Here is a 13,602-nt window from a genome sequence, read left to right as displayed (position 1 = left end):
TTACAGATAAACTTTTTTTCATATACATTTGTAGCTTCAAAAAATCAAGTATGGCAAAGAATTTAGTAATTGTTGAGTCACCAGCAAAAGCAAAAACTATTGAAAAATTTTTAGGAAAAGATTTTAAAGTAGAATCGAGCTTTGGGCATATTTCCGATTTACCTTCAAAGGAATTGGGAGTAAATGTTGATGGTGATTTTAAACCAAAATACGAAGTTTCTAAAGATAAAAAAGCAGTTGTAAAAAAGCTTAAAGAATTAGCTAAAAAAGCAGAAATGGTTTGGTTAGCTAGTGATGAAGACCGTGAGGGAGAAGCTATTGCGTGGCATTTAGCCGAAGCTTTAAAGTTAGATAAGGATAAAACCAAACGTATTGTTTTTCACGAAATTACTAAAACAGCTATTCAAAAAGCTATAGAGAACCCTAGAGGGATTGATTACGATTTAGTTGATGCACAACAAGCACGTCGTGTGTTAGATAGAATTGTAGGTTACGAGTTGTCTCCTGTGCTTTGGAGAAAAGTAAAAGGTGGCTTATCGGCAGGTCGTGTACAATCAGTTTCAGTACGATTAATTGTAGAGAAAGAACGCGAAATACAAGACTTTAAACCTGTTGCTTCGTATAGGATTGATGCTGAATTTTCAAACGGAGATGGACAAACTTTTAAGGCAAAACTACCTAAGAATTTTTCAACAAAAGAGGAAGCTCAAAAATTTTTAGAACAAAATGCTTTAGCAGATTTTAAAGTTGCAGACTTACAAAAAAAGCCAGCAAAAAAATCACCAGCGGCACCATTTACAACATCAACATTGCAACAAGAAGCATCGCGTAAATTATATTTTTCAGTAAGTAAAACCATGACAATGGCACAACGCCTTTACGAAGCAGGTTTAATTACTTATATGAGAACAGATAGTGTTAATTTATCAGACGAAGCCAGAAAAGGAGCAGAGGCTGAAATTAAAAATGCTTTTGGGGATAAATACAGTAAACCAAGAAACTATAAAGGTAAATCTAAAGGAGCTCAAGAAGCTCACGAGGCCATTCGTCCTACCAATTTTGCAACACATTCAGTTGATATTGATTACGATCAAGCAAGACTTTACGATTTAATTTGGAAACGTTCAATCGCCTCACAAATGAGTGAAGCTGAGTTGGAACGCACCAATGTAAAAATTAGTGCTTCAACACATAGCGAAACTTTTAATGCCAATGGAGAAGTTATTACTTTTGATGGTTTTTTAAAGGTATATTTAGAGGGAACTGATGATGAAGATGTTGAGCAAGAAGGTATGTTGCCAGCAATGAAAACCAACGAAACATTGCTTAATAATTATATTACTGCAACTGAACGCTATACTCGTCCGCCTGCAAGATTTACAGAAGCATCACTTGTTAAAAAGCTAGAAGAATTAGGTATTGGTCGTCCGTCAACCTACGCGCCAACTATTTCCACTATTCAAAATAGAAACTATGTTGAAAAGGGAACTGTTGAAGGCGAGGAGCGTAACTACTCGCAGCTAACACTTGAGAATGGAACTGTAAAAGATAAAACCTTAACCGAAAAAGTTGGTTCAGACAAAGGAAAACTCGTTCCAACTGATATAGGAATGATTGTAACTGATTTTTTGGTTAATCATTTTGAAAGTATTTTAGATTATAATTTTACTGCAAAAGTTGAAGCAGATTTTGATGATATTGCTGAAGGAAAAGAAGATTGGACACAAATGATGAAATTATTCTACAAAGATTTTCATCCACAAGTAGAAGATGTAAAAGAAAATGCCGAAAGAGAGTCTGGTGAACGTATTTTAGGGAAAGATCCAAAAACAGGAAAACAAGTTAGTGTACGTTTGGGTAAGTTTGGGCCAATGGTGCAAATAGGGACGGTTGATGATGATGAAAAACCTCAGTTTGCAAGTTTAAGTCCAGACCAACAATTAAATACAATAACTTATGAGGAAGCCATGGATTTATTTCAACTTCCAAAAGACTTAGGAACTTTTGAAGGTGAAGCAGTCGTGGTTAATAATGGTAGATACGGGCCATACGTAAAATTTGGTAAATCATTTGTATCGTTACCAAAAGGTGTTGACCCTTTAAGTGTTGAGTTGGATGAAGCTATTGTTTTAATTAAAGAAAAACAAAAGGCTGATGCTCCTATATATATGTATAAAGATTTACCTGTGCAAAAAGGTAAAGGGCGTTTTGGACCATTTATAAAATGGAATAATATGTTTATTAACGTAAATAAAAAATACGATTGGGATAATTTATCTGATGATGATATTGTTGAATTGATTGAAACTAAAATTCAAAAAGAAATAGATAAGGTTATACATAATTGGAAAGATGAAGGTATACGTGTTGAAAAAGCACGTTGGGGAAGACACCATGTTATTAAAGGTAAAATAAAAGTAGAATTAGCAAAAACAATCGATGTATCTGATATGACATTAGAAGAAGCTAAAGCACTTATTGAAGCCAAAACACCTAAAAAGAAAACTAGAAAAAAAGCCTCAGCAAAAAAGAAATAATAAACCATGAATTTTAATTTCCTCTCTCCAGTTTCAGATTTAGTGTTAGCACATAACGAGTTGCTATCATCTCAAGCGTTGGGCCGAAAACTTAAAATTCATTCTGCACAAAACGGCATTCCAGATTTGGGTGATGTAAATATTGCTATCCTTGGAGTTTTAGAAAATAGAAACGACATTAATTATATAGGCGAAGAGTTTCAGCTTGACGAAATTAGAAAATCTTTATATGCCCTTTTTCCAGGTAGCTGGAATACTAGTGTTGCAGACTTAGGTAATATTAACAAAGGCGAAAGTGTTCAAGACACATACTTTGCGTTAAAAGAAGCTATTAGCATATTGGTTAAAAAAAATATTATACCTATTATATTAGGAGGCTCTCAAGATTTAACCTATGCCAATTATAGAGCTTACGATGCTTTAGTACCTATGGTTAATATTGTAAATGTTGATAGTAAGTTTGATTTAGGCGACTCTGCAAAACCTATAAAAAACAACAGTTTTGTTGGGAAAATAATTTTAGATGAGCCTTATAATCTTTTTAATTATGCAGCTATTGGGCATCAAACCTATTTTAATTCGCAAGAAGAAATAGATTTGATGAATAAACTTTATTTTGAATCTTATAGGCTAGGAGAAGTTTCAAAAGATATAACTTTAGTAGAACCTGTTTTGCGCGATGCCAATATTGTGAGTATTGATTTAAGTTCGGTAAAAGCATCAGAAGTTAGTTTAAATCAAAAGTACTCACCAAATGGTTTAGACGGTAAAGAAATTTGTGCCATAGCACGTTATGCTGGTATAAGTAATAAAGTGTCGTCATTTGGAATTTACGAGTATAAACCATCAAAAGATGATGAAATAACATCTATGCTAATAGCTCAAATGATTTGGTACTTTATTGAAGGTGTCAATTTTAGAGTAAAAGATGATGATTTTACAGACGAAAAGAGCTATCAAAAATACATTACTTTAGTAGACAATCAAGAATTGGTATTTTATAAGAGTGTAAAAACAGGAAGATGGTGGATTGAGATTCCTTTTTTATCAGAAGTCAATAATAAATTAAAAAGACATACGTTATTACCTTGCATGCATCAAGATTATTTAGACGCATGTAAAAATAAGATACCAGATCGCTGGTTTAAAGCGTTTCAGAAGAATTGTGTCTAATAGACAAAGTATGGTTAAAGATCTTATTTCATCGGTAAAATGTATTTTTTTTACGATGAAATGTAATTTTTATCTAAAAAAAGTTGTTTTTTAAAAAATATATAAATATGTTTACGCTCTCAAAATAAAGCTTAAATAATTAACCTCGAGTTTTCTATGAATATGAAGAAGTTTATTTTATTAACCGCAGTATTAACATTATTAGCTAGTTGTGGCTCTAAAGATAGAGGTGAGCTAGTAGGTGTTAAAGGTAAAAAATGGCACCCTGAAAAACCTTATGGAATGGAACTTATTCCAGGTGGCGCATTTATTATGGGTAAAGCCGATGACGATCTAGCCGGAATACACGATGCTCCTGCAAAAACAGTTACTGTAAGAGCTCTATATATGGATGCTACTGAGATAACCAACAGTGAGTACAGACAGTTTGTTAATTGGGTAAGAGATTCTATTGTTAGAATGAAACTTGCTGTTTTAGCAGATGAGGTTGGAAAAGTACCAGAAGATGGAGGTATTGGTGAGTATGCTTTTAAAGATGCAGATACTGCTAACATGTCTGTTTACGAAAAATATATGTTCGAAAACTACACAGGCTTGGGGCCAACAGGTTATGAGGGTAGAAAAATAAATCATGATGTTGATTTAATTTTTGATACTGATGAATATCCAGATGAGTACTACACTGAAGTTATGGATACAATGTATTTACCACTTGAAGAATCTTATAACGGACAGCGCACTTGGGATGTTAAAAAATTTAAGTTCCAATTCAGCCATATGGATATCCAAGAAGCGGCGAGAAATAGAGGTATTAAACGTAAAGATGTTATAAAAAAAGAAGAAATTGAAATTTATCCAGACACAACGGTATGGATTAGGGATTTCGCTTACTCTTATAACGAGCCAATGCATAACGATTATTTTTGGCATGATGCATATAGTGAGTATCCAGTTGTAGGTATAACTTGGAAACAAGCTAAAGCATTTTGTGAGTGGAGAACCATTAACAAAAACTCATACCAAAAATCAAAAAAAGCAGCCTATGTAAATAGATTTAGATTACCATCTGAAGCAGAGTGGGAGTATGCCGCTAGAGGTGGTTTACAAGCTGCAACGTACCCTTGGGGTGGGCCTTACACTAAAAGCGATAGAGGTTGTTTTATGGCAAACTTTAAACCCGTACGCGGAGATTATGCAGCAGATCAAGCATTATATACTGTAGAAGCTAAATCTTATGATCCAAACGATTATAATTTATATAACATGGCGGGTAATGTTTCAGAATGGGTAAATGCATCCTACGATCCAAATTCTTATGAGTATACATCATCAATTAATCCAAGTGTAAACGATAAAAATAATCAACGTAAAGTTGTAAGAGGTGGTTCTTGGAAAGATGTGGCTTACTATTTACAAGTAAGTTCAAGAGATTACGAATATGCGGATTCTGCAAGGAGTTATATAGGTTTCAGAACAGTACAAGATTACATGGGGACACAAGCAACTGGTAAAAAACCTTAATAAGTAAAATTTAATCAAATCAATAATAAATACTATTAATTAACCTACTTAAGTATTTCTACTTAAAATTAAAAACCGAAAAATTATGGCACAGTCAAAAGCAAGTAAAAAATTTATGAATATGGCTTACGGATTAGGAGCGTCAATTGTAATAATTGGAGCGCTATTCAAAATTATTCATTTTGAAATAGGACCTTTAACAGGTAATGTTATGTTAACTTTAGGTCTTGTAACCGAAGCAATTATTTTTGCTATTTCAGCATTCGAACCAGTAGATGAAGATTTAGATTGGTCGTTAGTTTACCCAGAACTTGCTGGAGGACAAGCTGACAAAAAAGAAAAAGAGAACCCACAAGGATTATTATCTAAAAAATTAGACGAGTTATTAAAAGATGCTAAAATTGATGGTGAATTAATGGCAAGTTTAGGAGATAGTATTAAAAACTTCGAGGGTGCTGCAAAAAATATGTCTTCAACTATAGATTCTGTTGAGGCTACTAAAAAGTATGGCGAAGAGTTAACTCTTGCTGCTGCACAAATGGAGTCTTTAAATAGCTTATATAAAGTACAGTTAGAGAGTATTAACAAGCAAGCTGAAATTAATGAAGAGTCTGCAGAAAATGCTGCAAAAGTAAAAGAACAAATGCAATCTTTAGCGTCTAACTTATCTTCATTAAATGGAGTTTATGGTGGAATGTTGTCTGCAATGAATAAAAACTAATTAGGGGGTTACCCAAATTATTAATTAACCAAAAACCTAATTAGACATGGCAGGAGGAAATTTATCACCACGACAGAAAATGATTAATCTGATGTATTTAATATTTATAGCAATGCTAGCTTTAAATATGTCGAAAGAAGTGCTTTCAGCCTTCGGATTAATGAACGAAAAGCTTACTGAATCTAATGAAGCAACATCATTACGTAACGAGAGTTTTGTTGCTAGTTTAGATCAAAAAGCCATAGATCAACCTGAGAAATATGCACCATTAAAATCTAAAGCAGATCAAATTGATGCCTTGGCAAAAAAGTTTGATTCATATCTAGAAGATTTAAAAACTAAAATGACCGAAAAGCTAGATGATCCAACTGATTATGAGATTATGGATAAAGGCGATTATTTAGATGAAAACTTTTTCAAAGGCGACAAACTTAAACCTGAAGGGCAAGAGTTTTTAAATCAAATAGCATCTTTTAGAGATGGTGTTACATCATTATTAGCTGATGAAAAGGGAATGGAAAATGTTGTTAAAGATGTACAAGCTAAATTTAGTACAGAAGATGTGCGTAATAGAGATAATGTTAAGCAAAGTTGGTTAGATTATCACTACAAAGGTTTTCCTTTAGTAGCTTCTTTAACTAAAATGACACAATTACAAGCAGATATTAAAACAACGGAATCTGAAGTTTTAGCTAACATGTTACAAGGAACACTTTCTAGTGAGGTATCTATGACGAACTATACTACATTAATGGAAACTTCAAAATCGGCTTACTTTAATGGTGAGCAGTTTGACGGACAAATTGTGTTAGGCCGTAAAGATGCTTCAACTAAACCAAGTAGAGTTGAATTAACTTTAGATGGAAGACCATTAAACGAAAACCAATATTCTATTGAAGACGGTAAAGTAAAGTTAAAAATAGGAACTGGAGGAGTTGGTGAGCACAAAATTGAAGGTAAGTTAATTTTTGCTCAAGATGGAGAAGAAATTGAAGTACCTGTAAAATCATCATTTGCTACAGTTGCTAAACCAAATGCAGCAACGATTTCAGCAGATAAAATGAATGTAGTTTATAGAGGTGTTAAAAACCCAATGACCATTTCTTTTGCTGGTATTCCAGATAATAAAGTAGCTGCAAGTGCTCAAGGTTTATCTAGAGCAGGTGGAAGCAAGTATGTTATGGATGCTACAAGAGTTCAAGGTAGAGAAGTTACTATTAACGTAACAGGAACATTACCAGATGGTGGTAAAGTTAGTGACAATGCTAAATTTAGAATTAAAGATTTACCAAAACCAACAGGTACCATAAGAGGTGAAGATGGTGCAATTAAAATGCAACGTAACAGCCTTGAAATTTCTACTATTGGTGCTAAGTTTGATGATTTTGATTTCGAATTACCATTACGTGTAACAGGATTTAAATTTAAAGTTCCTGGCCAACCAACAATAAATGTTAGCGGAAACAAGTTAGATAGTAGAGCTAAAAGTGCTTTACGTAAAGCTAAACGAGGCTCTGGAGTTCAAATATTCGACATTCAAGCTAAAGCCAGTGGTGTTAGTGTAATACTTAAAAAAGTATCGCCAGTATTTGTTGAGCTTACAAATTAGAAGAGCATATTGGGTTACCCTAATAAATAATTAAAAAGTAAAAGAAAATGAGTGTAAAAAGTTTTTTATTAACCGCAGCAACAGTTTTTACAGTGTCAGGTATGTTTGCACAAGCCAATATACTAAACGCTAAAAGCCCTGAAGAAATAGGGGTAAGAACAGAAGCGCAAAAAGCAGTCGATAATGATAAGCCATTAGAATATGGTTATGTTGACGACAGAGATATACTTTTTGCTAAAATGACATGGGAAAAAGTAGTTCTAGACGAACGTTCTAACTTCCCGCTGTACTATCCTATAGATACCAATAATATTGGTAGCGATAGGAGGTCGTTGTATGATGTACTTATGAAAAGTGTTAAAAGCGGTAAAATAAAAAACATTTATGACGATTCTTATTTTACAACAAAAAGAACTTTAAAAGATATTGAAGCGGCTTTAACTAAAATTGATACCACAGAATTGGGTATTGAACAGATTAATGCTGGTGAAGAATTATCTGCTGAATATATTGACAGACGAGATATTACAGCAGCAGATATTAAAGAATATCGTATTAAAGGGCTTTGGTATTTCGATAAGCGTCAAGCCGAAATGAAATACAGGTTATTGGGTATAGCACCGGTTGCAGAAGATGTTAACTTTATTGGTACTGAAAATGCAGATTTAGTAGAGTTGTTTTGGGTGTTTTTCCCAGATGCAAGAGAGGTATTGCATGAAGCAAAATCATTTAATACTGAAAATAGTTCTATGCCTTTTTCTTTCGACCATTTATTAAATTCTAGACGTTTTCATGGATATATTTATAAAGAAGAAAATGTTCATGGCGATAGAACAATTAGTGAATATGTATCTGATAATGCTTTAATGCAGCTCTTAGAGTCTGAACGTATTAAAGATAAAATTCGAGATTTCGAATTAGATATGTGGACATATTAAGTCGCATGAAAATAAATATTAAAAAACGAGGCTGTCTGAAAAGACAGCTTTTTTTTTGAAAAAAACTGATTTTAAAATTACTATTATTGTCATACTGAACTTGTTTCAGCATCTCACGTGTTTAATAATAGAAATGTGATTATCTTCGCAACCAATGCATGTAGATTATATTATAGTAGGCATCGGTTTAGCAGGTATTAGTTTTTGCGAACAATTAAAAGCAAACAATAAAACTTTTGTGGTTTTTGATGATAAATCGCAACAATCATCTGTGGTTGCAGGTGGTTTATATAATCCTGTTGTTTTAAAACGTTTTACATCCGTTTGGAAAAGTAAAGAGCAATTGCAAATGGCATTGCCAATGTATGCTAAGTTAGAAAAAGAATTAAACGTAAAGCTAAATTACAAAATACCAGTTTACCGAAAGTTTGCATCTTTAGAAGAACAAAACGATTGGTTTACAGCGAGTGATAAACTAAAACTATCAGAGTATCTTTCAGTTAAGCTTATAAAAAATAGAAATAAGAGTATAGATGCTCCTTTTGGTTTTGGTAAGGTATTGCAAACTGGTAGAATTGATGTCAAGTGCTTAATTGATGCTTATAAAAAACACCTATTAAAAGACCGGATATTTTTTAAAGAAGCTTTTAATTATGATACGATTGAAATTTTAGAAAATGTAATTGAATATGAAAATATAGAAGCAAAACACATTGTATTTGCCGAAGGTTTTGGGGTTGATAAAAACTCTTTTTTTAAAGAACTACCTTTAGTGCCAACAAAAGGCGAACTATTAATGATTGAAGCACCAGATTTAAAAATTGATTTTGTATTGAAGGCTGGTGTGTTTTTAATTCCGTTGCAAGATGATTTGTATATAGTGGGTGCTACTTATAATTGGGAAGATACTACTAATAAAACTACAAGTAAAGCAAAAGAAGAGCTGTTAAATAAGCTTAAAAAGCTAATAACGTGTCCGTTTACAGTAGTTAATCAAGTTGCTGGAATACGTCCAACGGTAAAAGATAGACGTCCGTTAGTGGGGCAACATGCTGCACATAAAAACATGTATGTATTAAATGGGTTAGGAACACGTGGTGTTATGATTGGACCCTATGTGGCTCATCAACTTTATAACTTTATTGAAAACGATGTGCCTATAGATAATGAAGTTGATATTAAACGCTTTTTAAACTAATACAATTTAATTTTTTTTTGAATTCGAGAAATATATTTCTACTGTTTATCAATTAAATGTAAATAGTTCTAGATTCTTGATTCTATCAGCGTAGCGGTCTAAAATCTAAATACTATTACTACTTTTTAGCTAAATTTTTATCGTAATGCATGAAAAAATTTATCCAAATGTTTCTGGAAATCCTTAAAATAATTGGCATAAAAACAATTAATGTCGAAATAATAGAAATAAACACAATGTTAATATTGGCGCCAAAAACAAAAAAGGAAATAACAAAAGCAGCGGCTGCAAATGCTATTCCAACAGCGTAACTAACATACATGGAACCATAAAAAAAAGAAGGTTCAATTTTATATTTTGTACCACAATGTGAACAATTTTCGTGCATGCTTAAGGCTTCAGAAAGCATATAAGGATTCTTGTTTTTAAACATAGATTCTTCATGACATTTAGGGCATGTGCCAGTTAAAATGCTATATATTTTTGTTCCTTTTTTAAACATAATATTTGCGTATTTTTGCGAGCGCAATCACGAAGTAAAAATACTATATAAATAGTAAAGGGTCTGTGATAAAAGTTACATTTCTATGGTTAATATTCATAATTTATCGATTTCATTTCAAGGCGAATACCTGTTTGAAGATATAACATTTAAATTAGGTAATGGAGATAGAGTTGGGCTTATTGGAAAAAACGGAGCTGGTAAATCGACTATGCTTAAAATTTTATCGAAAGAAATGGAACCAGATTCCGGTCAAATAGCAGCCGATAAAGAACTCAAAATAGGCTTTTTAAAACAGGATATAGAATTTACATTTGGAAGAACCGTGCTCGAAGAATCTTATGAAGCTTTTACAGAAATTAAAGCTCTTGAATCTAAAATGGAAGCGGTTAATACGCAAATGGCAGAACGTACCGATTATGAAAGTGAAGGCTATCATCAATTAATGGTTGATATTAATGAACTTCAACATCAATATGAAATTTTAGGAGGTTATAATTACCAAGGAGATACCGAAAAGATTTTACAAGGTTTAGGTTTTAAACGTGAAGATTTTAATATGCTAACCGATACCTTTTCTGGTGGATGGCGCATGCGTATCGAACTCGCAAAACTCCTTTTACAAAATAATGATATATTATTATTAGATGAACCAACAAATCACTTAGATATTGAATCTATTATTTGGTTGGAAGGGTTTTTAAAAAATTATCCTGGAGCAGTAGTTATTGTATCTCACGATAAAATGTTTTTAGATAATATTACTAATAGAACCATTGAGATTTCTTTAGGTAGAATTTACGATTACCCAAAGCCTTACAGTAAATACTTAGTGCTTCGGAAAGAGTTGAGAACCCAACAATTAGCATCTCAAAAAAATCAGCAAAAGCAAATTGAGCAAACCGAAAAACTTATAGAGAAGTTTAGGGCAAAAGCATCAAAAGCTACTATGGCGCAATCGCTTATAAAAAAACTTGATAAGATTGATAGAATTGAAGTTGATGAAGATGATAATAGTGTGATGACACTTAATTTCCCCGTTTCTATTACTCCCGGTAAAGTGGTTATTCAAGCTGAGGGTCTCTCGAAAAATTATGACGATAATCAAGTTTTAAAAGCTATTGATTTACTTATAGAGCGTGATAGTAAAACAGCATTTGTTGGACAAAACGGACAGGGGAAATCTACACTAGCTAAAATTATTGTTGGAGAAATAAAATATGAAGGACATTTAAAGCTAGGTCATAATGTGCAAATAGGTTATTTTGCTCAAAATCAAGCTGAATATTTAGATGGTAGCAAAACAGTACATGATACCATGATTGATGCCGCTAACGAAACCAATAGAAGTAAAGTGCGAGATATTTTAGGCTCGTTTTTATTTAGAGGTGAAGAAGTAGATAAATATGTAAGAGTCCTCTCAGGTGGAGAGCGCAACCGTTTAGCATTGGCTAAATTAATGTTGCAGCCTTTTAATGTTTTAATAATGGATGAACCTACAAATCATCTAGATATTAAATCTAAAAATGTGCTTAAAGAAGCTTTAAAACGCTTTGAAGGTACTTTGATTTTAGTATCGCACGATCGAGATTTTTTACAAGGCTTAACCAATAAAGTTTACGAGTTTAAGGATCATAAAATAAAAGAATATTTAGGCGATATTGATTATTATTTAGACCAGCGTAAAGTTGAAAGTTTGCGCGAAATTGAAAAACGCACTATAGTTAAAGAAATACCAAAAGTTAAGAAACAGCAGTCTTACGAAAATCAGAAAAAAATAAAGTCTTTAAACAATAAATTAAGTAACGTTGAATCTAAAATAAATCAATTAGAAAAGGATATTAAAGCTATTGATTTATCACTTGAAATTAATTATGAAGCAGTCACTTCGCAACCAAATTTTTTCGATAATTATCAAAAAAAGAAATCAGATTTAGACGAATTTATGAAAAAATGGGAAGGTATTCAGCTTCAGATTGAGCAATTTAGCGAATAGAAATGTTAAAATTTAAAGCATTTCATCGAATAAAATAGATTTTAGTCTGCTTATAGCCTATTTTCGTAAGAGAATTAATCTTAAATCCCAAAATTTGTTCAAAAATGAAGACTTTTAAACTTATAGTTATATGCTTTTTGGTTTCTGCATATTCTTTTGCAAATATTTCATCAAGTGAAAGAGATGCATTAATAGCCTTATATAATTCAACCGAAGGAAGCAAATGGAATACAACATGGGATCTTAACACATCAGTTGATTCTTGGTACGGAGTTACTATTGAAAACAATAAAGTTGTAGAACTTAATTTACCTTTTAATAATCTTCAAGGTAACTTACCGAAGGAAATAGGAAACTTTGAGACTTTAAGAAAGTTAAATTTTGGTTTTAATAAGTTAGTAGGGAAAATTCCAGCAGAGTTAGCAAATTTAAAGGAATTGACTTCTTTAGAGTTGTTTATGAATAGTTTTGAAGGTGAGATACCATCAGAACTTGGTAGTTTAACAAAATTAGAATCATTAAAACTTTATAGCAATAAACTAACAGGTAATATTCCTATGGAGCTAATGAGTCTAACAAACCTAAAAGAACTTTTGTTAGGAAGTAATTTTTTAACAGGTACTATTCCAAATCAAATCTACGCTTTATCAAAATTAGAAAAGTTGAGCGTTATGGATAATAAAATGGATGGAGAGATACCTGTAGAGATTGCTCAACTAACACAATTAAAAGAATTGCTGTTATCAAGTAATAAGTTTACTGGAGACTTACCAATGGAATTTATGAATTTAACCAAGCTAAATACATTTATGGTAAGCGATAATAATTTAAATCAGGAATACATAAGTGTTTCTGGAAAAAATCCACCTAGCATTATGTTTTTAGAGCTACAAAATGCAACGGCTACAATGGATATTGAAAAAGATTAGTTATAGAGTAAAGCTAGTCTCATAAATTAATTAGTTAAAAAAATAGATAGCAAATTATTGTTGTCTATTTTTTTTACCAATGCATCATGCAAAAGTTAAATGTATTAATTCATTTATTTGCTTAGTATTATAAATTTACTTATAAAATGACGCATATAAAGTGTTTTTATAATGATGATTTCCAGTAATAGGCATTATTTGTTCTTTAGACATTTGTTTCACAAAATTATGCAACCACTTTTTGAGTTCGTTCATATCTTTAAACCATTGATTTTTGTATCTTTTTTTATATACTGCCAAACCTTGTTCGCAAGGTTTAAGTTCCGGTGAGTATGGTGGAATAGTTAAAAGGAAAATATTACTCGGAACGTCAATGTTCTTTGTGGAATGGAACCTTGCATTATCAATAACGACTATTTTAAACTCTTTGGGTTTGTATAGGGAGAATGCCTTTAGATAAAGCTTCGAAAATTATAGA

The 13,602-nt window shown here is 32.1% G+C and carries 10 protein-coding genes and 1 pseudogene; 9 read left to right on the top strand and 2 right to left on the bottom strand.

Annotated elements, in window-relative coordinates; all coding sequences use genetic code 11:
• Nucleotides 1–50 precede the first annotated feature (50 nt).
• The 7 genes from topA (at nucleotide 51) to L3X37_RS11115 (ending at nucleotide 9,697) form a co-directional block, all read left to right on the top strand.
• Complete coding sequence (gene topA, locus L3X37_RS11145) at nucleotides 51–2,537, top strand: type I DNA topoisomerase (protein WP_237240251.1); 2,487 nt, start codon at nucleotides 51–53, stop codon at nucleotides 2,535–2,537.
• Between the two features lie 6 nt (nucleotides 2,538–2,543).
• On the top strand, nucleotides 2,544–3,710 hold the full coding sequence (locus tag L3X37_RS11140; protein WP_237240250.1) for a formimidoylglutamase: 1,167 nt from the start codon (nucleotides 2,544–2,546) through the stop codon (nucleotides 3,708–3,710).
• Between the two features lie 162 nt (nucleotides 3,711–3,872).
• Nucleotides 3,873–5,231, top strand: coding sequence for a T9SS ring complex lipoprotein PorK/GldK (gene porK, locus L3X37_RS11135; protein ID WP_237240249.1), 1,359 nt, complete (start codon nucleotides 3,873–3,875; stop codon nucleotides 5,229–5,231).
• An 85-nt stretch (nucleotides 5,232–5,316) separates the two neighbouring features.
• Nucleotides 5,317–5,952 carry a type IX secretion system motor protein PorL/GldL gene (porL, locus tag L3X37_RS11130; protein WP_237240248.1) on the top strand — a complete coding sequence of 212 codons (636 nt, stop codon included), beginning with the start codon at nucleotides 5,317–5,319 and terminating at the stop codon, nucleotides 5,950–5,952.
• 46 nt (nucleotides 5,953–5,998) lie between these two features.
• Complete coding sequence (gene porM / locus L3X37_RS11125; RefSeq protein WP_237240247.1) at nucleotides 5,999–7,561, top strand: type IX secretion system motor protein PorM/GldM; 1,563 nt, start codon at nucleotides 5,999–6,001, stop codon at nucleotides 7,559–7,561.
• A gap of 47 nt (nucleotides 7,562–7,608) precedes the next feature.
• Nucleotides 7,609–8,499, top strand: coding sequence for a type IX secretion system ring subunit PorN/GldN (gene porN / locus L3X37_RS11120; protein WP_237240246.1), 891 nt, complete (start codon nucleotides 7,609–7,611; stop codon nucleotides 8,497–8,499).
• A 154-nt stretch (nucleotides 8,500–8,653) separates the two neighbouring features.
• Entirely contained in the window at nucleotides 8,654–9,697 is a 1,044-nt protein-coding gene (locus L3X37_RS11115; protein ID WP_237240245.1) for an NAD(P)/FAD-dependent oxidoreductase, read from the top strand.
• A 118-nt stretch (nucleotides 9,698–9,815) separates the two neighbouring features.
• Here L3X37_RS11115 and L3X37_RS11110 read toward each other — a convergent pair whose 3' ends face one another.
• Nucleotides 9,816–10,199, bottom strand: coding sequence for a DUF983 domain-containing protein (locus tag L3X37_RS11110; protein ID WP_237240244.1), 384 nt, complete (start codon nucleotides 10,197–10,199; stop codon nucleotides 9,816–9,818).
• An 85-nt stretch (nucleotides 10,200–10,284) separates the two neighbouring features.
• Here L3X37_RS11110 and L3X37_RS11105 point away from each other — a divergent pair, with 85 nt between their 5' ends.
• Nucleotides 10,285–12,195, top strand: a complete 1,911-nt coding sequence (locus L3X37_RS11105) for an ABC-F family ATP-binding cassette domain-containing protein (protein ID WP_237240243.1) — start codon at nucleotides 10,285–10,287, stop codon at nucleotides 12,193–12,195.
• Between the two features lie 104 nt (nucleotides 12,196–12,299).
• Entirely contained in the window at nucleotides 12,300–13,124 is an 825-nt protein-coding gene (locus L3X37_RS11100) for a Two component regulator three Y domain protein (RefSeq protein WP_237240242.1), read from the top strand.
• A 261-nt stretch (nucleotides 13,125–13,385) separates the two neighbouring features.
• Here L3X37_RS11100 and L3X37_RS11095 read toward each other — a convergent pair.
• Nucleotides 13,386–13,499 (bottom strand): annotated as a pseudogene (locus tag L3X37_RS11095) (transposase); the annotation flags it as partial.
• Between the last annotated feature and the right edge of the window lie 103 nt (nucleotides 13,500–13,602).

The sequence above is a fragment of the Wocania arenilitoris genome, assembly GCF_021728535.1.
Taxonomy (GTDB): Bacteria; Bacteroidota; Bacteroidia; order Flavobacteriales; family Flavobacteriaceae; genus Wocania_A; species Wocania_A arenilitoris.
The sequence above is the reverse complement of the archived record's forward strand: the minus strand, read 5'-3'. Positions and strand labels throughout refer to the sequence as shown.